This window comes from Janthinobacterium sp. JF4 (genome assembly GCF_059617925.1).
On record NZ_JCAQAV010000006.1, the window covers coordinates 72,138 to 98,404 of the forward strand.

Annotated in this window: 21 protein-coding genes and 1 tRNA gene; 2 read left to right on the plus strand and 20 right to left on the minus strand. The window is 56.2% G+C overall.

The genetic code is table 11. From position 1 onward, the window contains the following. Positions 1–10 precede the first annotated feature (10 nt). The 4 genes from AC54AF_RS08315 to AC54AF_RS08330 all read right to left on the minus strand — a co-directional run bounded on the left by AC54AF_RS08315 (position 11) and on the right by AC54AF_RS08330 (position 4,702). Positions 11–2,017 (minus strand): heparinase II/III family protein, encoded by a 2,007-nt coding sequence (locus AC54AF_RS08315; protein ID WP_496636171.1) that lies wholly within the window; start codon positions 2,015–2,017, stop codon positions 11–13. After that, positions 2,014–3,093 (minus strand): glycosyltransferase family 4 protein, encoded by a 1,080-nt coding sequence (locus AC54AF_RS08320; RefSeq protein WP_496636172.1) that lies wholly within the window; start codon positions 3,091–3,093, stop codon positions 2,014–2,016. The genes AC54AF_RS08315 and AC54AF_RS08320 overlap by 4 nt, the downstream gene beginning before the upstream one ends. A 49-nt stretch (positions 3,094–3,142) precedes the next feature. Continuing rightward, the gene (locus AC54AF_RS08325; protein ID WP_496636173.1) at positions 3,143–4,201 is read right to left on the minus strand and encodes an acyltransferase family protein; all 1,059 of its coding nucleotides are present in this window, start codon (positions 4,199–4,201) and stop codon (positions 3,143–3,145) included. Positions 4,202–4,273: 72 nt separating this feature from the next. Then, positions 4,274–4,702 (minus strand): serine O-acetyltransferase, encoded by a 429-nt coding sequence (locus tag AC54AF_RS08330; protein WP_496636174.1) that lies wholly within the window; start codon positions 4,700–4,702, stop codon positions 4,274–4,276. Positions 4,703–4,976: 274 nt separating this feature from the next. Between AC54AF_RS08330 and AC54AF_RS08335 the strand changes: the two genes are divergently transcribed. Beyond that, positions 4,977–6,185: a glycosyltransferase gene (locus AC54AF_RS08335; protein WP_496636257.1), complete on the plus strand. Its 1,209-nt coding sequence runs from the start codon at positions 4,977–4,979 to the stop codon at positions 6,183–6,185. 17 nt (positions 6,186–6,202) lie between these two features. On the opposite strand, the gene AC54AF_RS08340 is transcribed toward AC54AF_RS08335, so the two are convergent. From AC54AF_RS08340 to AC54AF_RS08385, 10 genes are all read right to left on the minus strand, one after another. After that, on the minus strand, positions 6,203–8,437 hold the full coding sequence (locus AC54AF_RS08340; protein WP_496636175.1) for a DUF4962 domain-containing protein: 2,235 nt from the start codon (positions 8,435–8,437) through the stop codon (positions 6,203–6,205). Positions 8,438–8,856: 419 nt separating this feature from the next. Further along, positions 8,857–9,795, minus strand: coding sequence for a beta-1,6-N-acetylglucosaminyltransferase (locus AC54AF_RS08345; RefSeq protein ID WP_496636176.1), 939 nt, complete (start codon positions 9,793–9,795; stop codon positions 8,857–8,859). Between the two features lie 50 nt (positions 9,796–9,845). Next, positions 9,846–11,405, minus strand: a complete 1,560-nt coding sequence (locus tag AC54AF_RS08350) for a polysaccharide biosynthesis protein (RefSeq protein ID WP_496636177.1) — start codon at positions 11,403–11,405, stop codon at positions 9,846–9,848. After that, positions 11,398–13,029: a hypothetical protein gene (locus AC54AF_RS08355; RefSeq protein WP_496636178.1), complete on the minus strand. Its 1,632-nt coding sequence runs from the start codon at positions 13,027–13,029 to the stop codon at positions 11,398–11,400. Before AC54AF_RS08355 ends, AC54AF_RS08350 begins: the two co-directional genes overlap by 8 nt. Positions 13,030–13,044: 15 nt before the next feature. Then, positions 13,045–13,734 (minus strand): exosortase-associated protein EpsI, B-type, encoded by a 690-nt coding sequence (gene epsI / locus AC54AF_RS08360; protein ID WP_496636179.1) that lies wholly within the window; start codon positions 13,732–13,734, stop codon positions 13,045–13,047. Beyond that, positions 13,731–14,639 (minus strand): exosortase B, encoded by a 909-nt coding sequence (xrtB, locus tag AC54AF_RS08365; RefSeq protein WP_496636180.1) that lies wholly within the window; start codon positions 14,637–14,639, stop codon positions 13,731–13,733. Before xrtB ends, epsI begins: the two co-directional genes overlap by 4 nt. Beyond that, complete coding sequence (gene epsG, locus AC54AF_RS08370; RefSeq protein ID WP_496636181.1) at positions 14,639–15,529, minus strand: chain length determinant protein tyrosine kinase EpsG; 891 nt, start codon at positions 15,527–15,529, stop codon at positions 14,639–14,641. The genes xrtB and epsG overlap by 1 nt, the downstream gene beginning before the upstream one ends. An 8-nt stretch (positions 15,530–15,537) precedes the next feature. Then, positions 15,538–16,947, minus strand: coding sequence for a chain length determinant protein EpsF (epsF, locus tag AC54AF_RS08375; protein WP_152251727.1), 1,410 nt, complete (start codon positions 16,945–16,947; stop codon positions 15,538–15,540). A gap of 64 nt (positions 16,948–17,011) precedes the next feature. Continuing rightward, positions 17,012–17,800: a polysaccharide export protein EpsE gene (epsE, locus tag AC54AF_RS08380; RefSeq protein WP_496636182.1), complete on the minus strand. Its 789-nt coding sequence runs from the start codon at positions 17,798–17,800 to the stop codon at positions 17,012–17,014. 46 nt (positions 17,801–17,846) lie between these two features. Next, positions 17,847–18,833 carry an EpsD family peptidyl-prolyl cis-trans isomerase gene (locus AC54AF_RS08385; RefSeq protein WP_496636258.1) on the minus strand — a complete coding sequence of 329 codons (987 nt, stop codon included), beginning with the start codon at positions 18,831–18,833 and terminating at the stop codon, positions 17,847–17,849. 372 nt (positions 18,834–19,205) lie between these two features. On the opposite strand from AC54AF_RS08385, the gene AC54AF_RS08390 reads away from it, so the two are divergent. After that, positions 19,206–19,496, plus strand: a complete 291-nt coding sequence (locus tag AC54AF_RS08390; RefSeq protein WP_496636183.1) for a hypothetical protein — start codon at positions 19,206–19,208, stop codon at positions 19,494–19,496. Here AC54AF_RS08390 and AC54AF_RS08395 read toward each other — a convergent pair. The 6 genes from AC54AF_RS08395 to AC54AF_RS08420 all read right to left on the minus strand — a co-directional run bounded on the left by AC54AF_RS08395 (position 19,490) and on the right by AC54AF_RS08420 (position 26,252). Then, positions 19,490–20,872, minus strand: a complete 1,383-nt coding sequence (locus tag AC54AF_RS08395) for an undecaprenyl-phosphate glucose phosphotransferase (RefSeq protein WP_152251728.1) — start codon at positions 20,870–20,872, stop codon at positions 19,490–19,492. The genes AC54AF_RS08390 and AC54AF_RS08395 overlap by 7 nt on opposite strands. An 8-nt stretch (positions 20,873–20,880) precedes the next feature. Next, complete coding sequence (gene epsL / locus AC54AF_RS08400; RefSeq protein ID WP_496636184.1) at positions 20,881–22,137, minus strand: XrtB/PEP-CTERM-associated polysaccharide biosynthesis outer membrane protein EpsL; 1,257 nt, start codon at positions 22,135–22,137, stop codon at positions 20,881–20,883. Between the two features lie 40 nt (positions 22,138–22,177). After that, complete coding sequence (locus tag AC54AF_RS08405) at positions 22,178–22,867, minus strand: CAAX prenyl protease-related protein (RefSeq protein WP_496636185.1); 690 nt, start codon at positions 22,865–22,867, stop codon at positions 22,178–22,180. A gap of 149 nt (positions 22,868–23,016) precedes the next feature. After that, positions 23,017–24,909 (minus strand): ATP-binding cassette domain-containing protein, encoded by a 1,893-nt coding sequence (locus AC54AF_RS08410; RefSeq protein WP_092715120.1) that lies wholly within the window; start codon positions 24,907–24,909, stop codon positions 23,017–23,019. Positions 24,910–25,081: 172 nt separating this feature from the next. Further along, positions 25,082–25,156 (minus strand) — tRNA-Arg (locus AC54AF_RS08415). 76 nt (positions 25,157–25,232) lie between these two features. Continuing rightward, a complete protein-coding gene (locus tag AC54AF_RS08420) occupies positions 25,233–26,252 on the minus strand; it encodes a hypothetical protein (RefSeq protein WP_496636186.1) in 1,020 nt (339 codons plus the stop codon). Between the last annotated feature and the right edge of the window lie 15 nt (positions 26,253–26,267).

Consider the following 26,267-nt stretch of genomic DNA (forward strand, 5'->3'; position numbering starts at 1 on the left):
ATATGCTCCCTTAATAATTAGCCGGCGAATTAGCCGGCGACGCCTGCGGCATCAGCTCGATGTGCGTCACGATTTCAGTGGTTCCCTGCACCCTCACGCGCCAGGCGGCGCTGACAATCGGTGATTTCTCGTCGAAGCGGCGCGATATCCAGCCGCCAGGCGGTGTATCGCTGCCGCGCAATAGGTCCAGCGTTCCATGCGAACAGCGCATGCGCAATCCGGACCGCAGTCCCTGCGCCTGCAATTGCCCCTCGTCGACAGCGACCACGCAGTGGTCGCCGAACTGCCAATGCACGGAAATATCATGTACATTTGTACATTGTAATATGTCTTTTACAACAATGCATTTATTATTAAAGTTAAACTCGATACGACGCCGGTGCAGCACGGGATCGGCCAGGCGGCCGTAGCCATCGTGTTCGCCCTCAAAAACTTGCACCTCGGAATTCGTTTCATGAGCAATCATGCGCGCATTGGCTTTTTTCAGCCACATGAAATTGCCGCCGATTTCAGACTGGTCCAGGCCGTCGACGGCTACCGTGTTATGCGCGGGCGTGCTGCGGAAGTAGTCGCGCCATTTTTTTTGCGTGTGATAGGCGTAAGTGCCAGGATCGGTGAGCAACTCTTCCCCGCTCACCGAGAGAGTAAAGGCCAGCGCATCGGCATGGCCATGGGCGGCAATGGACAGATAGCCGAGCGGTGCGCAATCGGCCACCAGACGCACCTCGTCCGGCGTGCCGAAATGGCTACCCAGCAGAAAGTAACCGCCTTCGGGAAAGGCCAGTACGGGCGCCTCGGGAGCGCTAGCATCGAGAGCCAGCCATTGTTGCAATCCAGCCTGCCCAAACAGCCAGCGGTTCTTGTCGTCGAAGTACTCAGCCTTGCGCTTGAAGTCACCGCGATTGAAAAGCAGGGCGCAGCTGGCCAGCAGCGAACGGTAGGGACTCCAGTGCTTCTCGTAGGCTAGGCGTACCATTTGCGCATCGTCAGCGTCACCCGTCATAGGCACGTTGCCATCCATGTCCATCATCGAGCAGATGAATTCGGCCATCCGTTCCAGACGCTGCAGGTAGCCATCGGAAAAAGTATCGCCCTGTGCATGGGCGGCCCGCTGGCACAGAAGCAGCATGTCCATCACTTCGTGCTGGTAGTACACCGCCTGTTCCTTGTTCACGCCGTCCGCGAAGTTCTGCTTGAGCGCTTCTTTTTCCATGCCGGCCTTGGCCTCGCGAAGCCAGCGCTTGCTTTCCGACCAGCAAGGCCATGTCACGCTGGCGATATACAAGCCCATATATTCGCCCAGCAAATGGTTATTCGCCGAAGAATGGCGCGAGAAGTAGCCGGCAATGAAATGACAATGTTGATATATGGCATCAAGCCAGCGGCGCTGGAAAGCCAGGCCTTCAGGACAATGGAACAAAGACGAGTCTGCGCCGCCAAGCAATTGCCAGGCAACACTCCAATTCACCAGGCGCACCGCCAGTTCCAGTGAACTGGTCCAATGCACGCCCAAGGGATAGGGGCACTGTGCCAGCCACGATTCCAACAGTGCGCGGGCTGCCTGGGCATAGCGCGCCTCTCCGCTGCTGCGTGCCGCCAGAGCCAGCGTGACCAGTTCCAGATGACGACTGGGCTCCCACAGGTATTTGATGTCCCCCACTACCGCTTCGCTGCGATAGTCAATTGCCTTGCCTAATATCATGGGTGCCAGAGTACCCGTCTTCGGGTCGCGGTTCCATTCAGGCGGAAAACCCAGCGGCGCGTCATGCATGGCAAAAACACGCCAGCGTCCATCCAGGATACGCTCGGCCGCGGCCAGCAGCGCGGTGTCATCCGGCAACTGGCCCATTTCAATAAAGGACTGTGCGGTGGCCGGCCAGCGAGAAGTAGGTGCCTGTGGCACCAGGCCCCATCCCCACTTGGCAGCCTTCTTTTGCGCAATTTGCCTGAAGCGCCAGACAATTTCAGCACCTCCCATCAACTTGATACGATTCAGTTTCCAGGCAAGCGTAGTCATGGCGCGACACTCCCCGCCTTCGCCCCCAACGCGCGATACAGAGCTTCGATATGCGGCACGATCGCTGCTGCAGAAAACTGGCGTTCGATCTTGTCACGCCCAGCCTTGCCCATGCGGCGTGCCAGACAGGCATCGGCTAGCAATTGGCGCAACCGTTGCGTCAGCAGCACCACGTCGCCCGGCGGTACCAAGAAACCTTCCACACCATCGCTAATGGCCTCGGGAATTCCGCCGACTGGCGTCGAAATGACGGGCAGGCCGGCAGCCATCGCTTCAAGTACACTCATAGGCAAGCCTTCATTGTAGGACGGCAACGCATAAATGCTCGCAGTACGCAACGCCTGTTCCTTGTCGCTGCCGGTGACCCACCCCAGCAGATGTACTTGCCCAGCGAGGCCCATTTGCGCGACAGCAGCCTCCACTTTGTCATGCTCGCCATCGCCACCCAACGCCAATTGGATGGCGGGAAACTCATCGCGCACGCTGCGGGCTGCCTCAAGCAAATCGTAAGTTCCCTTCGGCTTGCCCAAGCGCCCCAGCATCAATACTGTGCTGCCCTGCTCTGTGTCGCACCTAGGATCGAGCGGAGGCAGCATTACGGGATTGTAGATCGCAACGACATGATTGTTGCAGCTAATGCTCTGCACCCAGCCTTTCCACATTTCCGACAGCACCACCACGCGCGAAGCGCGATCAAACACATAGCGGATGAGCGCTTTTCCTGCGCTGCCGCACTGCTCGTAAAACAGGTGAAAGGCACCGCTGTGCACATGCACTATAGTCGGCCGGCGGCACAAGGTTGCAATCAGAAAAAATGGCGCCTTGCGCCAGAAACTGGCGCGTGAGGACACGTGCATATGCAGGAGACCAACCCTTCCGCTGCACAGCAATACCAAAAACCGCCCCAGGGCCGAGATAGCCATGCACAGCTTGGCTAGTCGGCTGCCATCGCAATGCGTGGCGACATATTCGACCGGGTAGCGTTCAAACAAACCTGCTGAACGATATACGTTGACGACTGCGGAAATGCCGCCCATGGTGTCGAAGGACGTACCTATCATGATAATTTTTTTCATTCGCCTGCCAGAAAAATCGTAGAAAACCAGATGCTTTCAAGCATAGGGCTCATTGGTGCAACTTACGCCGCAAGCGGGCGAACGGCAGCTCCACCACATGGTGCACGACATAGGAAAAAATGATTGTGAGCAGCAAGCCGCACAAGCCGGCGGCAAGCTGGCTCGGGCCAAAGATCAGGTGGCCGCAGTACATCCAGAACAAGTGCGACAAATAAAAAACATATGAAATCACGCCAAGAGTACGCACAGGCCGCCAGTTCAGCACGCGAAAAACAGGCCAATCCGGATGCCTGACAGCCAGCCAGAAGATAGGAAACAGGGCCAGCCCCTGCACCGTATAGCGCGCTGTCTCGCGAAATGCCTCGTCACGGTACACGAAAGCGAAGATCAGCAAGCCCACGGCACTGATCAACAGTAAAACGTTGGCCCAGAGCGAATTAAAAAATACCTGTGCATCGAGCGCCGGATTGCGCCATACCCCCATGATGCAGCCAAACAACAGACTATCCATACGGGTATCGCTGGCCAAATAGGTACGTGCGGGCTCCGCGTCGAGCAGGAAGACCAGCACGCAGCGCCAGGCAAGCACAAATATGCAAAGAGCGAGAAAGATACCCGCCACGCTATGCCGCCCCCAGCGTCGCATGCAAAAAATGAATAGAAGGGGGAAAAGCAGATAAAAATGTTCCTCTACCGCCAAAGACCAGAAAATACCCGTGAAAGGCACCAGCCCGGACGCGTCTGCGTACAATATATAATAATTGCTAACCTGCAGGATTTGCGCCACCAAGCCACCGCCCGTCACATTGTGCGAGATCACGCCGGACAGGCATAGGATCAGGAGGGAAAACAGCACCAGATACATGGGAGGCAGGATACGGTACGCGCGGCGCAGATAGAAGTGGCGGAAATTGATGCCGCCGCCCTGCTCCAGTTCGCGCCGCAGCAAGGTGGTAATCAGATAGCCGCTGAGGAAGAAAAATACAGTGACGCCAAAGCCGCCTGGCACCACATGGCCCAGGCCCGCATGACTGACAAATACCGTCAAGGCAGCAAAGGCACGAAAGCCGTCAAGTGATGGCAAATGAAATTCTTTGGTGACGATCATCAGATACTCATACGGGAATAGAAGGTGCGTGCGCAAACGGCCTCACAGGTAACGGCGACGTGCCAGACAGCATCAAGCATCGGGAGATACCCTGTGCGGTTTGGCGCGGGCCGGCACGCCGACCGCGATCGCGCCCGCGGCGACGTGTTCCAACACTACGGCATTGGCCCCGATGCGAGCACCACGACCGATTACGACGGGGCCGAGTATGCAGGCGCCAGCACCGATCTCGACATCGCTCTCGATCACCGGCACCTCATAATGTCCGGCCCGTCCGCCAATGGTGACATTTTGCGCCACCTTAACGCGGTCACCGATGCGTGCGCGCGCATGCACCACGGTACCCAGACCACTGTAGGCGAAACGCACATCCTTTCCCACTACAGCACCAGGTGGCAACACCACGGCAAATAGCAGGCGGTTAAGTATGTACAGGCAACGTGGAATCAGGGGAAGACCCAGACGATGCAGCCAAGCGGCGATGCGGAATACTTTAATCATGCTTTCGCCTGTCAATTCGAAGCAGCCGCACACAGGAACACCCTGGCGACACGACGATGTTTTTAAGGAACTATTCACCGCACATCAAAGTGCAAATAAAACAATATTGATGCATATTATACACAACATTAAGGAAAACATTTATAGTACACTTAAATTTTTTATATGTTGCATCGGGTGCAAGATTGCATGGATTTTGGACATAATGCTCGGCAACATCAGCGTATACGCAAGCACCATCTCATGAAAGTAAAAATTGACTTCCTCACCATCTTTGCACATCTTACAACTAGTTCCAGAACCACTTCCCTCCTACCGGGCTGATGTCTCCACCCTGTTTGGCAAGTATCTGCCACGGCATCAAGTGTATTGCGATATCGTGGGCAAACCAGGTTCCGGCAACGCTATTGCGGACGGATTCACCTCATGCAGCACGCCGGCCAGACATACGGGCCGCTGGCGCCAGGAACTAGCGTTCTTTATCTTGTGCCTGCGCAAGGTATGGTTCGCTACGCCTGCACGGTGTGATGTCATCCAGGTGAGGGACATGGTGTCCATCGGACTGTTCAGTATGCTAATTGCTCGCATTAAGGGCATACCGTTTACCTATTGGGTGTCGTTTCTCATGTGCGACGGACGTATTGAGCGCTCGCGCGCAGAGCTGGCGCGGCGGCCAGGCAGCCTGCATTATCGGCTTGCCCTGTGCAAGGGTTTGCTGGAAAAAATCTTGTTTTACAAAGTCGTACTGGCACGCGCCGACCATGTCTTCGTGCAAAGCGAAACCATGAAACGGGGAATGATCGAACGCGGGATCGCCTCCGATAAAATGACGGTGGTGCCGATGGGAGTGGATACGGAAATCTTGAAGGCCGGGGTCATCGTGCCGCGCCGCCTGCCGCAATGGGATACATTGCCGGTAATTGCCTATCTCGGTACGCTGGACCGCTCGCGCCAAATAGAAATATTGTTCGATGCCCTGGTCATCGTGCGCCGCAGCTATCCAACAGCGCGCCTGTTGCTGATCGGCAGTTCACCGACGCCATCCGACATCGACCTGCTGCATGCCCATGCGCAAAGCCTGGGCATGGATGAAGCCATACACATAACAGGTTGGCTCAGCAGCGCTGAAGCCCTGCCCTTGCTGCTCGGCGCCGATGTCGGCGTATCGTACCTGCCGCGCGGGCCGTTGCTCGATGTCAACTCCCCCACGAAGCTGCTGGAATACCTGGCCCTAGGCATGCCCGCTGTCGGCAATGACAACCCAGACCAGGCTCAAGTGCTGGGCGCCAGCGCGGCCGGTTGGCTCAGTGCCAGCACGCCGGAAGCCCTGGCATCAGCACTGAGCACGGTCCTAGACAACAACAACGCGGCGCGTGCAAAGGCTGCAGCAGGCGTGGCCTACATTGAACAACACCGAAGTTACCGCGTACTTTCGGCGGTGCTGGCCCAACGTTATCACAGCCTGCTCAGGCATCTGGCCTAGTGCCGCGCCAAATCGGCTTAGTTCGGCACGATCATGGTCTGCGTGCCAACTTTCAAGGTCCGTCCGGTAGTGCCACTGGTCAGCGACACGGAAGGATTCTTGCAACCCACATCAATCAGAATCAGGAACTCGCCATTGAGCGACTTGGCGTTGGAGACAAACACCGCCTGATCTTCCACGCGGCCCGGCATGAGCGGCACGCCGGTACGCTTTTCGAAGCGCACCCCATTGGTGATTAAGGGGCGGATACACGCGATGCGTCCCTTGTTGCTGATCGAGATGTTGCCGCTGGCGTCCCTTACGATCGGTGCCATGGCGTGCATGTTCCACTCCCATGTACGCGCTATGGCAGATATCGCCTTGTCATACACCACCACCGAATCGGTTTCTCGCACATACCACAACTTGCGGATGGCCGACTTCAGCTGCCCCCCATAGGAAGGCGTCGCATCGCCCTCGATGTAATCAAGGTTCTTGGTGGTGGCAAAGGCGGTGATCCTGCCGTTATCCCTGATCGTAGATACCGCAGTGCCGCCACTGGTTTGCCCGATGCCGCCATCGAAGGTCAAGGCATTGTGCGCCTTGGTCTGGCGGTACCAGGAACTCCACAGGGGCGAACCATAATAGTCGTACCAGCCGCCCTCCGCCAACAGGGGCACGCCGGCGCTCATGATGACAAAGCTGTTCTGGTCGCCATGGCTATGATTATAGGAACCATATGGGCTGGATTTGAAATACACGGAAGTACGGTTCATATCGGCCATGCTGCTATGCATGGCGCCCCAGCCTATGCTGGGCAGCATGATCGCATTCGCCGTCGGCGCCTGCGGCACCACCGTCAACGCGGGCAAGGGGTAATCCGACTTAAGCAGAGTCAACACATCTTCCTTGACCGACATTTTATCCACATACCAGGCGGCAGCGGGCGAGGAGAAATTCAATGCATAGGCCTTCATGATCTGCGCCGACGGCACCGCTTCGTGCCCATCACCGAAGACATGCGTCTGCGCCCCGGGCGGCACGAAATACATGAAGAAGTTCAGAAAACCCTGCGACCACGGTTTCGCATACAGATTGACATTCATCGCCTGTGCCGTCGGTTGCCACACCTGCATATACAGATCGACAGCGTATTCGCCATAGGCTGTGCCATTGGCAAAACCACCTTCAGGGCCACTCCACACGCTCAGCGAACTGACGTACGAGCGGAACGAAAAATCGAACCAGGCATTAGCGGCAGGTATATCGCCAAGGGCAAGAATCGAAATCAGCGCCAAACCGGCAGTGTTGCTGATTGCGTGCGAATCGTATGGATATTGGTCATTGCGGCCATTGTCCCTCGCTAAGTCGGCATAAATCTGATTGCCATACGCCGTCACCGACCGCAGCCATTTGGCCCGGCGCGTGGTATCGAGGCTGCTGCCCAGAGTATCAAAGGCACGGATAAGCGAAGAGGCGATGGCAAATGGCGCCTGATCCTGCTTGCTATAATTGGTCGGTCCCAGGGGATCAAAACCAGCCAGCTCGTCGCCACGCTTGAGCGCTTCAGTCAGGAAACGACTTTCTCCGGTCAAGCGGTACAACAAAACCGATGACTCAAGTTGCCGCGTGCGCATACCAAGCTGCTTGCGGATATCGGCCACCTGCACGGCGCCCGCGGCGGTCAGCACACCGCTCGTATTGAGCGGCCAGATGGCATCTGTGATGAACGGCAATGCGGTCATGTTCCAGACGACATCTTTTGTCAGCTGGGTGACGGCAGCCCCCCTTTGACTGAGCAAGGTAGCATCCCAGTTTTTTACCAGAGGCAAGCCGCCCTGCAATCCACGCGGACGCGTCTTTTGCAGCGCGCGCGCGCGCAGGTCGGCGTTTTCCGGCACCTCATATACCATCGAGGCAGTACTGATGACAAACTTGCGTTCGGAAGACCACTCGGTGGTGGTCGATGGGCGCACGCGCCAGGTGTACTCGCCCAACGGCAGCGCTTTCGACGGCAGATACCAACTGCGGGTACTGGTGAAGGTACGCACAACAGTACCGTTCATTTTCAGTTCAAGCACGTATGAAGCCGGTTCCTGCGGATGGCGGGACCAGGAAAACGTGGGGGGATTCTGCGGCTGGATGAGATTATTCTCTGGCACCGTTCTGATCTCAAGGGGCGTAACCGCCTGCGCCCAATCTGCATGCACTTGACCGCAAGCAGGTATCAATCCCAACAATGCGCAATGCAATATGATTTTAGCGGATTTCATTTCATAACCTCCGGAACAACAAAAATAGGATGGACCTGGACCACGGCTGCTGGCCGGACCACGTCTCAATAGCTCGATTGCCTCATCGGAGTAAGAAACGTTGATCCACGATTATGTTAATTTGAGATATAGCAATAGTGCTTCTTGGCTAGATGTTTTTTATTTGGAACAACCATCCTAGTGCAACCATGTACAAACAATAATGACAAGCCGGAGATACGTTTTTATCCTCTGAAACAGCTTACAAGCTACCTCAAATCATGCCATTCGACAAGGTCGAAAAGCCTGCAAATGACACCGACTCAAAGGCTCTGATGGCACCGTTGCAGAAACGAAACAAAATGGATAGAGTGAGTCGGAATGCGGGCTACAGGCACATATGGCGAGCTTGGCAATGTTACTGCGGTGGCCGCAGCGACTCAATTCCTGCCGTCATCCGCGTGACGCGCGGCATCCAGCATGTCGAGCACGGCGGCGGATTTGACGGTATCGAATTTACGCGCGAAAAATTTCCCGGATCCGATCAATGCCAGAAAATCGCCGGTATCGAAGATCGCGGGATCCTCACGCACCGGATTCCAATCTATGTAGTGCAAAGAGACCTTATTCTCATTTTTCATTTCGCCGATCGCCCGCTGCAATACATCCTGTTCGTAATTCTGCAAGGTGGAAGCGAGGGGTGAATTGAGCACAATGGTTTGAAAAAAAATCTCGTCCGCGCAATTAACCGAATGGAAGAATTTTAGATAAATATAATTAGCCGGATCGGCAACAAATGCCAGAAGATAGGCGACGACGGGTTGCGACAGGCACCACGACGTGGATCCCCGATACGGCTGCATGCCAAGAATAAACGTTCTTGCGGGCAGCATATTACTGACTTCGCGCACCAAGCGATTAGCCACACGTCGCAGCCATCGACCAGGCAAGCGGGCATAGAGATCGTAATAGCAGTGGCGGCGCACCTTGGCGACGAAATCGACACCTTCCGTCAAGGGGTAAAAGTTCATATAACTTGTGCCGCCTCCAGCTTCGAGATGAGCGCTGATCGCCCGCTGGCTGCGCAAGGGGTAATCCCGCCCGCTGAGGAAGACGTAGTAGTCATGGGGACCGTGCTGCGCGGCCAGTTGCAACAGGCTCAACATTGCGGAGACTTGGGAATATCCCCCCCAGTTCACCCTAACCGGTGCGGCAACGAAATGCACCGGGGTCGAGGACACTGCCTCGCGAAACGGCGCCGCGTCGGACTTTGCATCGATGTGAGCATAAAAGTGCACATCCGGTCCGGCCAGCGCACCGATCAGGCGCGCGAACAAAGTCGGCTGGTCGTGTGCCATGACCAGATAAGCAATTTTCATTCATTCTCCAGTTCAACAACAAGCGCCCAGGTTAATATGCCTGCTGGCGATTATCTGGCCGACATCAACATGAACATGCGAGCCAGCCGTGGCGAGATGGCAGAGATGCTCGCCACCTCATCGCGACGAAACAAGATCACTTTGCGCAATAACAGATAATAGGCCAGTACGCCGCCCACAACAGCTGCCAGCAAGCCCAATGCCATCCAGTCGGCGAGCAGCCACAAGGCCAGGCGCGCCACCATGACGGCGCCGGCAACCGGCACACCCAGGCGCGATATGGCGCGCATACCCAAGCCTCCGAGCAGCAAGGGCTCGCGTTGAATCCAGCGCAAGATAGCAAATACCAGCAAATAAGGGACTGCGCTGACCATTATCAGCAGCGGAATATTACGCAGCCAAGCGGCCAGTCCGATCGCTGCATAGCAAATGAGCGACACCCAGATCCAGACCCGATTGTGCGGCCCGATACGGCCGATCGGATTGAGGCCGAGCCACAACGCTTCACCGAGAGTCATGGCGCCTAGCTGCAATAACAGCAGGATGGCGACCCACGTTTCCGAGCCATATCGGTTATGCGTCAGCCAGTCGATCAGCGGCACGCCACAGCCCAGCAGGATGCCCATGCCGAGGCCGAGAATGACGAAGTTCAGCCGGATCAGCAGTGAAATCATCAGGCGGATGCGGCCAAAATCGCCGCGCGCGGCGAAATCGCTGGCCAACGCCGGCTCTACCATGCCCTTCATCATAAAAATCGGCATGAACTGATATGCGCGATCGGCTATGGTCTGAAAGAAACCGAAGGACGCTGTCGCCATAGGCGTCGCAAAGGCACCGACGATAACTTTCATCAACCCGCCGCGAAAAGGCAAACTCAGCATATAAGTCATCTGCGTGCCGAGGCTGTCAGCGACCAGCGTCTTCCAAGTAAAGGCGAAGACCAGCGGCCCTGCCACATGCGCCTTGCGGCGCAAGGCGAGAAATTCACGCGCCAGCACGACCAGCATGGCGGCGGCAAACAGGCTTTCCGTGACGATCATCACATCAGCCACCATGAAGGCATCGAGCGCGCCGCTCCAGGCCAGCCAGCCGATGATGACAGCAATGCGCAGGAAGGTCATACTGGTCTGTAAGATTGCCTGCCGCCCCTGTTGGCCCAGGCTGTTGCAAAAAACCGCAAAGGTATCCGTGAAGGCCATGGCAACGGCGAACAGCGCATATTGCACCGACAGCAAGCGCACTTCCCTCAAGATAGCTGCAGGCAAGATCAAGTGACCGGCAAGCCAGAATAACAATAACAACAACAGGATGGCCAGCTGCCGCACGGCGATCAAGCCTGTCATCAATACCAGCATTTCGCGCCAGCGCATGTCCTCTCGCAGCGGCGGCATGAAGCGATACACGACCCGATCCATACCGAACATGGTGGCGAACACCAGCAAGCCATTAGCCGCAGTGAAAATCGTAAAGGATACATAGTCGGCCACGCTCAGGTTGCGCACCAGGACAAACTGAAACCATAGTGCGGCCAAGGCCACGCCGATCTTTGCTACCGCGAACCACTTTGCCTGCAATATCACCCGCGCAGCGTGATATGGACTATCAGCCATGCGGCGCACTCGCCGGGTTTACTTGCTGCGGCTTGGCCCAGGCCCGGCCGTGCCTGACGGCCTGCGGGCCACGCACCGGCTGCTGCACGTCGGTCTGCGCGCCAAAACGCGCGATCTGCACGACACACGACAGGCAGAAGACGAACAGCAACTGACTACCCGTATCGTCCATCAGGGTGCGGTTATAGATCAACAGGGAAGCGAACATCACCAGCACGCCAGTAGAAGTTTCCATGATGGCCATCTGGATGGGGCTGCCGCGGGCCTCTTTCATGTAGCGCCAGCCGGCCATGATGCCGAACAATATCATCGCCACATAGGCCAGGCATCCCACCAATCCTACATCCCACAGCAACACGGACATGGCCATTGAATCGACATGCAGCGGCGCAAAGCGCTTGTATAGGGGGCCCTCACCCAGCCCTGGCCCGGACTTGATGGCGCCAGGGCCATAACCGATCAAGCGCGTCGGCGTAGTGGCCAGATGATCGCGTGCCCAGATGGCCAGCGCCGCACCGCGTCCCACCTCGCCCGTTTCATAGCTGAAGCTACTCGGATCGAAGAAGTAGCCGCCGCCGGCTTTCAACTTGCCGCTAAGCGTATGCTGGCTGTCGAGCTGCTTGCCCCAGTAAAGCGCGTTATAAGTCAAATAAATCGTACCGCCCAATATTATGGCAAGCACCGTGTACCAGATCACGGACAGGATGTTCTTCATGATGCGCTTACGCAGCACAATCACCAGCGCGATAGGCAGCCAGATGAAGGCAGCCTTGACCTCACCCAGCAAAATTACCCCCAGGCACACGGCACAAATGATGGAGGCGCGCCTCCCTGTCATGAGACTGCGGTTCCACAGCGCCAGGCTATAGCTTATGACCGCGATCACGAACATTACCAGCAAGGCACTATTGCCGCCGCCAAGGGGATTGCCGCCAAACGTACCCACCACCGAATCATGGCCAGTAAACACACGCTTGCTGGAAATAAAGAAATGCTGATAAAACACCACAGGCAACTGCAGCATCGCCACGACGATGAGTATCCACCACAGACGCTTCAATTGCTCGGGGCTCCAGCGGCCCCATGCAAAGGCCAGCAGCACGCCGAACATGGGCCAGGATGACTTGATGGCGACGACGAGCTGCGCGGTAGCCGAACGGTTCAATACCGCGCTGGCGCAGAAACACGTCGCATACACCAGCAGCGACACCATCACGCCGGCATCGGCCGTGCCCATATCCGGCTTGACCCTGGCGCTGCGGGAAAACATCAGCTCTATCAAGGCGCGCAAGGTAAATAATCCTGCCAGGCCAACCACGACCCAGGGCGCTTGCCGGTTGCCAAGGAAGTACACGGCTGACCCCTGCACCACAAAGGTCAGCACGAACACCGCCAGCAAGAGCTGGTAGGCATTCAGTATGAAAAAAATCAGGGCCACAAAAATGGCTCCGCCAAACAACGTGACAATCACGGGCGAACCCAGACCGACGATGGCGCCCATGAAGAGCGCCAGGATCACGACGACAAAAAACAGCAGCACCGGCATGGCGCGCGATGCTGACGGGCGGGCGCGTTTGCGCGCGCCTAACGGAGCAGGCCCCTTGATTCCAAACGCAAACTTCATGATGGTTTCCCTTGTCTATACACCGGGTGCGCCGATCAGTCTGGTACGCGTTTCCTGGCTCACTGCATTCAACAAATCATTCACAAACTTATCTTGCAAGCGATAACCAGCAGCCGTGTCGGCACCGATCGACGACACGCGCACCAACATTCCGTCGGGTACGGTGCCCGTCAGGCCCAGACGAATCTGGGTCAGCTTCTGCCCGATGCCTGGTTTGATGAGCTCACTACCGATCGTAATCCAGTAACTGATTGGTTCACGGCGCTCGCCGCTTACCGCCATCAAGCGCTTGACAGGCAGGCGGCCAAAAGCAGTTCCCATATCCTCGACTTTGTCCGACTCCACCGAAAAGCCCTGCGCCGCGTAACACACCTCAGGGCGATGCAAGCCCAGTCCTTCGCTCTGGTCACCGCCATAGGCAATCGACAACATTACCCGACTACCATCGCGATTGATGTAGGTGCGAGTGACCGTCTGGTTATACAATTTGTCGAGTTTCGCCTGCACCTCGGGGTCTAGCTTGAGCGGCACGATGCTGGTATCAACCTGCCATTCGGCAAAGCTCGACGGTATCATCGCGTCCAGATTGAAGCGAGGCTGTGAATCGGCCTGCCTGGCCGTTGGCGTCAAGGCTTTCGTCATACCGGCCGAGGCCAGCATCAACGCGCACAGGATTAGGCTGATGGAAAGGGGTTTCGTGATCATGGCTCGCTCCCGACGATGCTGCCAGCCTTGGCCGCACGCTTTTTGACAATCCATTGTAAGAAGGAATCCATGCTGAGTATCAAGGTCAGTGCGGTCAGGAAGAGCACCATGCCGGCAAAACCGTGCAAGAATCCCTGCCCTGCGGCATCGCCAAAATAATAGGTGATCAGACACAGCACGATGACACGAATCACGTTCGCAAGAAACGAGATCGGAATGATCAACAGGGCCAGCATGACGTTGCGGAATGCAGAAGTATGACGCACCAAATTCAGATAGAACAGACCCAGCGCCTCCAGAGTCAGCAAGGTTTGCAAGCCGGCACAAGCATCGGCCACCAGTAACTGGTATTGACCGATTTGCAGGATCACGCCACTACGGGCGATCGGATAACCTGCCATGAACAGCAGGTGTTCGGTCACATACGACACTGCCATTTTCATCGGCATTGTCAGCATGCTCACCAAGGGACCAGGCAACGGCACCATGAACAACATGAAAAAGAAGGGGAACCATAGCAGTACCAGTGCGCGTGCGCCGCGCTTGATCAGCAAGACAGCAGCCAGCGCCAGGATGAACGACAGAATTTCGAAGGCCGTGATCAGCTGCGATCTACCGACGATATACAGCATCATCGCCAGCACGGCCAGAGGCCAGCCAGCGGCCGCCGGCTTAACTGGGGCGGCCAGTACGGCCGGCCAAGTGCGATACGCCAGCCACAGCGACAGAAACAGAATGATCGGGCCATGCGCCTGCTCTTCCGTAGTCCACATACCATTAAATAGCGTGTAGAAAGTCGGGACGAACAGGCAGGCAAGCCCCAATAGCACAGGCCACCATTCCGGCATTGCCATGCGCAAGCCCGTGAGCGGTGCCACCGGCCATGGCTGGATATCGCGTGCCATCAGAAATCTACCAGGACAGAGCCGACCAGCTCCGCGCCAGAATTAGCCAATTGCTCGGAGACTGCAGCTACGTCATCAAGCAAAGTCTTGTTCTTGCGCACCACCAACAATACGCCGTGTGCGCGTCCGGCGATCGCCAGCGCATCGGCTCCGGAGGTAAACGCAGATGTGTCGTACAACACGATATCGTGCTGCGCCTCAAGCTGATTAACCAGTCCACCAAAGGATGAGCGGCTCAGCAACTCCTGTGGATTCGGCGGCAAGGTACCCGCCCCCAATACGGACAGCGACACGAATGATTCAACCTTGGCCACTGCATGCAGGTCGGCACGGCCGGCGAGCACATCGGACAAGCCCTGCTTGCCCTTCAAATCAAAGATCTCGTGCTGGGTAGGCTGACGCAGGTTGGCATCGACCAGCAGGGTGTTTTCACCTAGCTGGGAAAATACCACGGCCAGGTTAGCGGCAAACAGGCTGGCGCCATCACCGGGTTCGATGCTGGCAATGATGAGCGACTTATTGCCACGCGAGAACCAGCGTAACATCAACTGGCTGCGCACCGCGCGCAAGGTTTCCACTTGGCGGCTGAATGGCTCATAAGCTGCCACCAGCTTGCTGGAGAACTTCGCCTCACCCGGTTGCAGATACGGGTAGTCGAATTGCTGCGCCAGTATTTGCTGGATGTCAGCTTCAGTAATCAGCCCCAGACGCAATGCTGCTTCGCCGAAGCGGATGCCCAGCTCCTTCTGCATGCGCAGCACGCGCTCCGCATGTTCAGGTGTGATCTTGCCAGCTTCCAGCAACAGCCGGCCCATGCTCGAATCACCGCGCCCTGGCGCGGTGGCAGGTGCGGGGGCAGCCACCGCCGTATGTTTCAACGTTGTATCCATAAAAAATCCTAATTTAAGCGAAGGCGACGTGGAGCGATCGATTTGAACAAGCCGAAACGCTTGCGTGGCTTGCCAGTCCAGTCAATGACGCCCAGCACGGGCACTTGTGCATGCTCGGACAAGTCGCTGTCGGAGCGCACACGGCGGTCCAACATCTCTGCGAGAATTGCCAAGCCCAGGCCCAGCATGGTTCCCAGGAAAAACGACAACACGGTATTGAGCAACACTTTCGGTCCCGAAGGTTCGATCGGTGGCGCGGCGGGATTAAGTACGGCCACATCGGATTGGTCAGACTGTCCCTCGATGCGGGTTTGCGAGAAGCGCTGCGATGCGATGTCAAAGGCGCGCTGCGCATTCTCAACATCCTTACTCAGCACATTCATTTCATCGCGGGTGCGGTTCAGTTCCAGCACGCGCGTCTTCTGAGCCTGCAGGGCCGAGCGGATGGCGCCTTCGCGTTGCTGGAAAATCTGTGCGTTATTGCCAACGCTACGCGAAGCGACCGCCATTTGCTCTCGCAAATCGGCACGCAGCTTTTCCACCTCAGCCTTAGCGCTCTGGTACTGCGGGTGATTGCTGCTCAAACGCTGCGATACCTCGGCGAATTTCGACTCTGCATTGCCCAGGCCTATTTTCAAATTTTGAATCAAGGGATTCGATGCGACGTCTGGCGAATCGGCAGAACGGCTGCCTGCTGCCATGCTCTGGCGCGACATCGCTTCCATCGACTGTCCCTGGGCGACGACGAGCTGCGCGGATAAGTCATTGAGGCGGTTCGACTCCACGTCCAGGCGGTTGTCGAGACTGACAATGCCATTATCCTGCTGGTACTTGGACAATTTACTTTGTGCCACTTCAACATTGTCACGCAGGAGCTTGATCTGCGAGTCGAAATACAAAGCAGCCTTTTTCATCGGATCAACTTTGAGCTGAATATTGATTTTCTGATATTCATCCGAAAAAGCGTTAGCAATGGCGGCAACAAATTGCGGATCGGCTCCCTTGAAGCTGATATCGACTACACTACTTTCGCGCGACGGCACCACTTCCAGCTTTTTCAGTAACAAATCGGCCAGCCAGTCGCGTACCGTCCCCTTACCGTCGGTTGCCTCGCGGAATTGTTCGATGACGGCGGGACTCTGCGCCAAGCCTAGGCTGTCAACGACACGCAAAGCGACATTCTTGCTGCTGATTATGTCGATTTGCGTCGCCATATAACCAGGCAACAGCTGACCAGGCATGGTCAGGCCGGTCAGTGGATCGACGCCCTTGTAATTAAGCACCAGCGAACTGGTTGCCTGATATGTCTTGGGCAACAACAAGCTGACTAATAGCGTCGTCGCCACAGTGATCAGCAACGTGATCACCACGATCCGCATACGGGCTCGCAGAATCAGTAAAATTTGGGAAAAATTCATAATCTAACTCTCAACTCTCTAAAATACCAGCCGTATCGCGGTAAGAATCCAGCTCTGGTCTTGATCAGAACAGACTTTCTTGTACATAGACAACATCGTCCACTTGCAGCAAGTCGTCATGTTTGGCCGTGATGACCTGCATCACGCCATTCGCGTCGCGGCGCTTGATGCGCATGTTGCGCTCTGTGCCGCGTACCGTAAGGCCACCACCGACCGACAAGGCTTGCAGGACCGTCATGCTGCGTTCCAGACGAAAGGCGCCAGGACGCTGCACTTCGCCATAAATGTAGAAGCGTGGCGCACGTTCAACATAAATCACGTCATTACCAGCCAGGTCGAAATCCCGGTTCAGGTCCGCATTGCGCACCATATCGATGACGTCGATGCTTTCCTTGCTCGACTTCCCACCGCGTTTGCGGATCAGGCTGACCGTATCGCCGCCTTCAACGCCAATGCCGCCGGCCATTGCCAGCAAATCCATCACGCTGCGCTTGCCTTCAATCGGATAGCGGCCTGGACGGTTGACCTGTCCCAACACGGATACCTGCTGGCTTTGCAGAGACGTGACGATGATATTGACCTGAGCCTTTCGCAGGAAATTGCCGCTTTCAAGCAATCCGCCAATTTTCTTTTCCGCCGCTGAGACAGACAGTCCGCCCAACGCCACATTGCCTACCAATGGAAAAGTGATTTCGCCCGCCTCGCTCACTCGCGTCTCCAGCGCCAGATCGGGATTGCCATACACGGAAATTTTTAACACATCTCCAGCTCCCAGCTGCACGTCTGCCGCGCCAGCAAACCCTGCGCTCAGGGCCAGCAAGCACGCCATACACCACATCGAAAATCGTTTCATGATACGCTCACTTCATAGTCAATTAACAAGCAAAAAAAGCTGCGGCTCACTTCAAGCCTGCAACGCCACGATCATTGGCTTCCTTGGAAACCGGCGCCGCCGGGGCTGGCACGGCAGGCCCTGGAGTCGCGCCTAGCGCAGGAGTGCTGGCCGCAGGGGTGCTGGCCACAGGCTTGCCAGTGGCCTCCTTGTTCAGATACTCGATCTTGGCTACGGCACGCAGGCGCTTCAACTCCGCATCGGCGATATCTTTATTTTTTTTATTAAAAAGGAATTGCTCGATCTGCGGTGCTGCCTGTGCCAGGCTGGCAGGATTCTCGCGTATATCAGCAAGCGAGATCAGCAATGTACGATCCCCTTCGCGAATGATGAACAGCTGTCCTTTCGGCATTGCCAGCAGTTTCGAGCTCAATTCCGGCGCCAGATCAGCGCTGGTACGCGACAACTGCGTGCGCGCATACTTGACTTTATTCGCATCCAGCCAAGTGGCGACGTCTTCCAGCGATTTGGCGCTGTCCATAGCAGCCTTGAGCTGGTCATTCATGTCAGCGCTGGCGATGATCAGCTCTTTCATGTCGAACTGCCTGCGTTGGCTGAAAAACTGTGGATTCTTGTTGAAGTAATCTTCCACCTCTTCCTTTGTCGGTCGCGCAAGGTTCCCAATACGCTTTTGCATGTAAGCTTGCGCGACAATGAGCGCCTTGGCTCGTTCGACGGCCTGTACCACCTTCGGATCGCGGTCGACTTTTTCCTTCACAGCCTCATTCTGAAGCAACTGACGGTCAATCAGGGACTCTAGCAACTGCTTGCTGGCAACGTCCTGCTGCGACGCCTGAACATTGGCACGCTGCATTTCTTCATTAAGCTGCAAAACGGTAATTTCCTCACCATTCACACTGGCCAGCGCCTGGCCAGGCTTCTTCTCCTTGTCACCGCAAGCTGACAGGCCAGCCACAGTCAACAAGACCAAGGCTGCACACAGCAAACGGGGGGTTAACACTGGCTTGCGCACGATCAAACGTGCATTGTGCATATGGTTCAAAATTACTCCTTCGGTTTAGGTAAGGAAATCACGCGTTGCTAACTATAGACTTCTACACAATGCTTGTGCAAAAAAAACATTGTTAAAAAAACATAGATTTCCGAGAGAATTATGCCGCCTCAGCAGATAATTGTCAATATTATAAATATGATACACATTATACAATGTCGCCAGAAGAGTATTTGCTTAAAAATCTATTAAGAAGGTTTAAAAACAACTGTTTCCGCAGAAAACTTAACATAGAGAAACATTATTCCCTCGCTTATAGTTTTAACAGAATAGCACTTCTTGTGAGTGATAAACGACGTTGGCTTGCATGCTGTACGCAGGAAGCAAATTTGTACACGAGGTGTGCAGGAAGGAATGAGCCTGACTTTAACAAGCTGCGCCGAAGCAAAAAAACAAGCCAGTGGCCAAGTGCGGCAGAGCGCCCCCCTGGCCAATGCCCAGCATAACGGCCTGGCAAGCAAGGCGCCGCCGAGTGCCGTCGCACGATGTTGTGGTGCCTGCCTCATATCGGTCATTGCATCACCGCCTGATTTATCCAGTGTGAGCCAGACTCACACTTCGTATGCTTTATTTATTCTAACTCGTATTGATCTTACGCAAAAAATATTCCCACAGCATATTGCTCATCAAAACTCAAATCAATGAGCATTGTCCCGTTTGAGCACAACCTTTATAGTGCGCATGATTATCCACAAGTCGAGCCATAACGACCAGTTGCGCAAATAGTCGAGATCAAAATGGATGCGCGCCTCCATCTTGTCCAAGGTCTCCGTCTCACCGCGCAAACCATTCACTTGCGCCCACCCCGTAATCCCAGGCTTGACCTTATGGCGCAGCATGTAGCCCTTGATCAACTTACGATACTGCTCGTTATGAGCCACCGCGTGCGGGCGCGGACCGACGATGCTCATGCGCCCTTGCAGTACATTAATAAATTGTGGCAATTCGTCAAGCGAGCTCCTACGTAAAAAGCCCCCGATGCGGGTCACGCGCTGGTCGTTCTTGGTAGCCTGGATCACTGTCGCCCCATCCTCGCTGACAGTCATCGAGCGGAATTTATAGACGATAATTTCCTCGCCATACAGGCCGTAACGCCGTTGGCGGAAGATCACCGGCCCCTTCGACGTTACCTTGACGGCAATGGCGATGACCAACATCACTGGCAAAAGCATAATCTGGATCAACAAGCCCAGCACGATGTCACTGCCCCGCTTGACCATGCTGTTAAAACCCGTAAACGGCGACTCGCGGATGGCGATCACCGGCATGCCGCCCACATTGTCGAAACGTGCCTGCATCAAATCGAAGATATAAATATCCGGCAAAAAATACACTGACGCCGTCGTATCCTGCAATTCATCGAGCATCTTGCGGATGCGAGGCTGGGCCGAAATAGGCTGGCTGATGAATATCATCTTGATATTGTGTTCGCGCACATAAGTAGCGATATCGGCCATCTTGCCCAGCATGGGCTCGCGCATTTTCTCGGGCCAGCGGTCATCGGTGCGGTCGTCAAAAAAGCCGCGCACGCTCATGAACAGGTTCGGATTACGCTCGACGGTGGCGGCAAATTTCAGGCTGGCATCGTTGGCGCCGATGATGACGACCGAGCGCACTTCACTGTCGCGTCCGGGATCGGCCACCATTCGCCGAGCGGCCAGATGACTGAGCAGCAATACAAACGGCGTCAACAGGAACCAGGCCAGCACCAGATTGTGGTCATAATGATACGCCAGCCCTGTCGCCGAGCCCAGAAATACCAGGATCAGGGCCGTGATGCCCCAGCTGACAAAAATATCGCGGGCATAGGCCAGCATGCGACCGCTGCGCCATGTGCGATAGGGATCGACATACTGGAATACGGATGATGAAATAAAAAACGCAAGGATCATCAATACCAGCGAGTAACCGGTAAAGGGCGCGCCGGATAGGGCGGACAGCATATACAGCGTCCCCATTATGATCAATGGGTCAAGTATGCGCTGGAAAAACGAAATCAGGGGTATATCGTTAACCGTCATGATGCTATTTAAAACTGGGCACTGGCATTGAACGAAATGCCTTTGGCATGATAACTGCCAGTATTTATGATAGGAGCTCCACTACGTGCATCCCGGAAGGCGCTGATCCCAAGCTGGATAGTCGGCCGCGGGGCATATGTCACTCCAAGCGAAGCCGTGCGCGTAGAATCGCTGATATCTCCCGGCAACACCAAGCCGCTTGCGGCCGAAAAATCGCGCTTCTCGCGCCGCACTTGAGCATCCATGCGCACCTTGGCAGAAATATCCCACGCTGCAGCCAGGCTGGCGCCATTATTCAAACTACTGGTAATCAAGGAGTTTTCCACCGCAGCAAATTCATGCCACAAGCTGCCCGTGAAACGAACTTTTCCCAGCGGCGCCCAATACATGATCGCCCTGCCATTCGCACCGCTGGAATCACGCCCCGAAAATACCTGGTTCTTGCGCTTGACCCACCCCCCTAACAATTGAAGCTGGGTAACCCCGCTAAAGCGCCAATAGATATTGGCCTTGATTTCATCCTGCTCGTAACCCTGCTCAATGCCAGCGAAATTCAAATTGGTACGATTTGGAAAACTGCCCTTCAAGTGACGCAGTTGCAGGCCAATTCGGCTATCGCTGGGTGCCAGGTAATCCATGCCCAATTCCGTCGCGTTTTCGCTACGGTCAGCGTAGCGTTGCGCGATGGAGTCATAGGTATAGCGCTCGCGCGTGAAACCGCCACGTACCCGCCAGCGCGGGTGAAAACGCCAGGTGCCATTGGCATATTCGCGCCGCACCACTCGCAAATTTCGATCGGTAGTACGCAAGTCATTAAATGGTGTCAATGTCTGCGCATAGCTCGCCCCCAGGTGACCTTCCAGGTGATTAGCGATATGCCATTCCAGATCACCGAGGTAATCTTTGCCGTTGTAATCCAGCTGATTAAAATGATCGAACGATACGCGTGACCACTTCATCTGCCCAGTCAGTAATTGACGCCCGATCGGGCGATTGACCAGGAAGCCAGCTTGTACTTGCCGCGAGGTGTCCGAGCGAGCGCCATCAAAACCCGGAGAATTATCGGGCAAGCGAAAAAGGTTATCGTCATACGAATACGAAGTGGCGACAAATGGTGCGATGGTGTCACTGAATGCCGCAGCGACCGGTAGGCTGAACACAGCACCGCTAAGCATTAGCACAGCGGTGGAGAGGCGACTCAAACATGGATGCGCCGAGACGGAAGTGCCTGGAAGACGCTTATTTTTACTCAAGGAATTCAACATGGGTATTGTCTTTGAAAGAGCAAACAGTTGGTTGGCAATATTACCAGTAAGTCCAGTGTCCACCGGAAACAATCCAGAGACCCAGCACGCCATTCGTCACGCCATGGGCGAGGATGGGCGACCACAGCGATTGGCTGCGCATGTACAGCAAGCTATACGCGGCGCCGGCAACGATGCCAGCCAGCCACAAATTATGTTCGAACCCAAACAGTACCACGCTGACAACAAACGCCTTGGCGCTGGCCAGGCGTGGCTGGAATGCCAGGAAATCGGGGGCGTCGATCCAGCGCAGCAGGAAGGAGCGCCAGAACAGCTCTTCCATCACGGGCACCACGAGAGCGGCGCCGGCGATGCGCAAGACCACCAGACTCCACTCGATCTGGCCATCATTGCGCGGATCGAAGCCGTCGGCACTGCCGATCACCATCCAGCCTGCATTCAAATGAATCCACAGCAGAAAAACAACAAACCCGGCGGCGATGGCCACGGCAGTGGCGCGCGCACCGAGTCTCATCCAGGCCAGTTCCGTATAACTGCGGCGCCAGTACAACAACATGCCCAGCACGACGCCGATCTTGACGGCGTACAGCCAGCGCAGGTCCTGCGCGGCAAAGCCCGCCCGGCCCAGCATGTCGGCGATGAAAATGAAGGAAAGATAGGCCAGGAATGGCGCTACGCGTGGCAAGGCGGCGCGGTCAAACATGCTGATGGCCACCGGAAGTGAAGCCACGCGCCGGACGCCGTGGTCCGGAGCGCGTGTTTTTCATGACAAACATGCATCCTCCGATGTAATAAATATAATTATATAATTATATCAAGCTGAACCGTTGCCGTGGCAAGTAATCCTAACTTAATTACAACAGAAGAGGCAGAAAACAATCAACCGTTGGCGCGCGCCTCGATCTGCTCCCACTTTTCCAGCGCTTCCAGCAGTTCGCCTTCGATCTCGGCCACGCGCGCGTTCAGGCGCTTGCCTTCGGCCGGCGTCTTCTTGTAGAAGTCCGGGTGCGACAGCTCGGCGGCCAGCACCGATTGCTCGTCTTCCAGCTTGGCGATCAGTTTCGGTAACTCTTCCAGCTCGCGCTGCTCCTTGTAGCTGAGCTTTTTCTGCTTGGCGGCCGGTGCGGCAGCCTCAACCTTGACGGCCGGCTTGCTGGCTGGCGCCGTGGCGATCGGCAAGGTGCGCACGCGCTCCCAGTCCGTGTAGCCGCCGACGAATTCGCGCCACTTGCCCTCGCCTTCGGCGACGATCACTTGCGTGACGACGTTGTCGAGGAAGGTGCGGTCATGGCTGACGAGGAAGACGGTGCCGGTGTATTCTTCCAGCAACTCTTCCAGCAATTCCAGGGTATCGATATCCAAGTCATTGGTCGGCTCATCGAGCACCAGCACGTTAGCCGGCTTGGCGAACAGGCGCGCCAGCAGCAAACGGTTGCGCTCGCCACCGGACAGCGACTTGACGGGCGAACGGGCGCGTTCCGGCGCGAACAGGAAGTCGTTCAGGTAGGTCATCACGTGACGGCGCTGGCCATTGATCTCGACCCAGTCGCTGCCCGGCGCGATGGTTTCCATCAGGTTCGCCTCTTCGTTCAGCTGCGTACGCATCTGGTCGAAATACGCCACTTGCAGCTTGGTGCCCAGGCGGATGGTGCCCGTGTCCGACTCTTCCTGACCCAGGATCATCTTCAGCAAGGTGGTCTTGCCGGCGCCGTTGGCGCCAATCAGGCCGACCTTGTCGCCGCGCAAGATGGTGGCGCTGAAATCCTTGACGATGACCTTGTCGCCATAAATCTTCGAGACGTTTTCCAGATCCGCCACGATCTTGCCCGAGCGTTCGCCGGCCGACACGTCCAGCTTGACTTGTCCCTGCTGTTCGCGGCGCGCATTGCGCGTCAGGCGCAGCGCTTCCAGGCGGCGCACACGGCCTTCGTCACGCACGCGGCGGGCCTTGACGCCCTTGCGTATCCACACTTCTTCCTGCGCCAGGAACTTGTCGAACTTGGCGTTTTCCACTTCCTCGATTTCCAGCTGCTCCGCCTTGCGGGTCTGGTAAGCCGTGAAGTTGCCTGGATACGACAGCAAGCGGCCGCGGTCCAGTTCAATGATGCGCGTAGCGACGTTGTCGAGGAAGGAGCGGTCATGGGTAATGAACAGCACGCTGCCCTTGAAGTCGCGCAACAAGCCTTCCAGCCACAGGATGGAGCTGAAGTCCAGATGGTTGGTGGGCTCATCGAGCAGCAGCACGTCGGGCGCGGACACCAGCGCGCGCGCCAGCGCCACGCGCTTTTGCATCCCGCCGGACAGGGTTTTCATCAGCATGTCGCCCGTCAGGTTCAAGCGATCGAGCACGGTTTCCACCTTGTTCGGCAAGCTCCACGCATCGGCCGCATCGAGTTTGACCTGGATGTCGTGCATGCGTTCCATCAGTTCGTCGTCATTGCCCTGGCCAAACTGGCCCGTCAGCGCATCGTATTCCTTCAGCCACGCCTGCGATTCGCCCATGCCGGAAGCGACGGCATCGAACACGGACATCTCCGGGTCGAATTGCGGCTCCTGCTCCACATACGCGATCTTGATGCCTTGCTGCATCACCAACAAACCGTCGTCGAGCTTGAACTTGCCCGAAATGACCTTCAACAGCGAGGATTTGCCCGTGCCGTTGCGGCCGATCAAACCGACCCGTTCCGAAGTTTCCAGTGAAAATTCCGCGTGATCGAGCAGCGCGACGTGACCGAACGCAAGTTGCGCCGATGAAAGAGAAATGACAGCCATAATGAATAAGAGTGCTCGGGCGCCGTCTCGCGCACACCGCGTGGTGTGCCAAACAGCTGCCGATTGGATGAATGAAGCACGCATTGTACCGATAACCTGGACTTCAATCGCCATCGACCAGTAATTACCGCCTGGAATATCACAGGCTGCCGACGCGCGTTGCGTGGAAACGTGGTGTCGCCAGCAGGAATCGAACCTGCATTTAAGTCTTAGGAGGACCTTGTACTATCCATTGTACGATGGCGACACGCGCAGCGGCATTATACAGTCTAGTCTTGCCTATTAATAGTCCGGCTAGCCAAGGCCGGCAATATCGGAAGGCATCAGTTCACGAGAGGCTGCCGCCCCGCCGGTAACGGAGGGGACGTATTCAGCAAAGGTAAGATCTGTTGCGCTGCCAGACGATGCGCCACCTTGTTCCAGTGGCCATCCATAGGCAGGAAGTCCATGCGCTCGCGCCGCAACGCCCAATGCTGAGCGAACACAGGCTGCATGTCGATCACCGCATAACCATGCTTTCTGACGTGCGCCATAAAAAACTCGCGGTCATCGCCTTGCCACATGGACTTGACCGTGCCAGGGCCATACAATGCCTTGCGATCACCGTCGACCAGAAAAATAAACCGTGTTGCCGCCCCCCCACCCACTTCGCGCAATTGGGTCAGGTAATAATCCATCGCCGCTACGCGCGCGGTATCCGGATCCGTCGCCGCAGCAGCAGTCGTCGCGCTGCGCCGCACCTTGGACATGATCCAATCTGACAGCTTCAGGTTGTAATATACATAGCGCGCCAGCGCCGAATACGACACCAGGCGCTTGACCTTCGATTCAACATAGGGATTATGGACGACCGTCACCCCGTTCGCGGTAACCACAAAATTGTTGTGCCCGCGCTGGGCCGGCGCCAGCATGTCGCTCAGATCTCCTGAATCGACAAACAGCACCACATTGTGCGGGTGCAGGCGCGGCTGGTGGTAGCGCACCATCTCCAGGGCGTCGGCCAGACCGTTGCCTGAACTGGCAGCGGCATAGACCTTGCCGCCCAATGCCTTCTCCAGATTGCCTTGCACGGTATCCTCATAGTTCAGCATAAGGCTTTCAATGAAGCTGTCACCGACAACCAGTACGGCGGCACCATCCTGGAAATCGGCGGAATTGGCATATCCCTGCAAGTTCGTCACACCACGCTGGGCATTTGCCATGGCCCAGCCATGTGAGTAGACGTAATGCTGCCGCGGCAGATAGCGGTTGAAAGGCACAGCTACGCTGCTGTCCTCCATGCGCAAGCCCGATACAACTGGCATACATTGCAGGAAGACTTCTAGTACCAATGCCGTGGCCATGACACCGAGGCCGAT

Coding starts and splice junctions, on each gene's coding strand:
- AC54AF_RS08315 (WP_496636171.1), bottom strand. CDS start 2,017: ATGACTACGCTTGCCTGGAAACTGAATCGTATCAAGTTGATGGGAGGT.
- AC54AF_RS08320 (WP_496636172.1), bottom strand. CDS start 3,093: ATGAAAAAAATTATCATGATAGGTACGTCCTTCGACACCATGGGCGGC.
- AC54AF_RS08325 (WP_496636173.1), bottom strand. CDS start 4,201: ATGATCGTCACCAAAGAATTTCATTTGCCATCACTTGACGGCTTTCGT.
- AC54AF_RS08330 (WP_496636174.1), bottom strand. CDS start 4,702: ATGATTAAAGTATTCCGCATCGCCGCTTGGCTGCATCGTCTGGGTCTT.
- AC54AF_RS08340 (WP_496636175.1), bottom strand. CDS start 8,437: ATGAAATCCGCTAAAATCATATTGCATTGCGCATTGTTGGGATTGATA.
- AC54AF_RS08345 (WP_496636176.1), bottom strand. CDS start 9,795: ATGAAAATTGCTTATCTGGTCATGGCACACGACCAGCCGACTTTGTTC.
- AC54AF_RS08350 (WP_496636177.1), bottom strand. CDS start 11,405: ATGGCTGATAGTCCATATCACGCTGCGCGGGTGATATTGCAGGCAAAG.
- AC54AF_RS08355 (WP_496636178.1), bottom strand. CDS start 13,029: ATGAAGTTTGCGTTTGGAATCAAGGGGCCTGCTCCGTTAGGCGCGCGC.
- epsI (WP_496636179.1), bottom strand. CDS start 13,734: ATGATCACGAAACCCCTTTCCATCAGCCTAATCCTGTGCGCGTTGATG.
- xrtB (WP_496636180.1), bottom strand. CDS start 14,639: ATGGCACGCGATATCCAGCCATGGCCGGTGGCACCGCTCACGGGCTTG.
- epsG (WP_496636181.1), bottom strand. CDS start 15,529: ATGGATACAACGTTGAAACATACGGCGGTGGCTGCCCCCGCACCTGCC.
- epsF (WP_152251727.1), bottom strand. CDS start 16,947: ATGAATTTTTCCCAAATTTTACTGATTCTGCGAGCCCGTATGCGGATC.
- epsE (WP_496636182.1), bottom strand. CDS start 17,800: ATGAAACGATTTTCGATGTGGTGTATGGCGTGCTTGCTGGCCCTGAGC.
- AC54AF_RS08385 (WP_496636258.1), bottom strand. CDS start 18,833: ATGCACAATGCACGTTTGATCGTGCGCAAGCCAGTGTTAACCCCCCGT.
- AC54AF_RS08390 (WP_496636183.1), top strand. CDS start 19,206: ATGAGCCTGACTTTAACAAGCTGCGCCGAAGCAAAAAAACAAGCCAGT.
- AC54AF_RS08395 (WP_152251728.1), bottom strand. CDS start 20,872: ATGACGGTTAACGATATACCCCTGATTTCGTTTTTCCAGCGCATACTT.
- epsL (WP_496636184.1), bottom strand. CDS start 22,137: ATGTTGAATTCCTTGAGTAAAAATAAGCGTCTTCCAGGCACTTCCGTC.
- AC54AF_RS08410 (WP_092715120.1), bottom strand. CDS start 24,909: ATGGCTGTCATTTCTCTTTCATCGGCGCAACTTGCGTTCGGTCACGTC.
- AC54AF_RS08420 (WP_496636186.1), bottom strand. CDS start 26,252: ATGGCCACGGCATTGGTACTAGAAGTCTTCCTGCAATGTATGCCAGTT.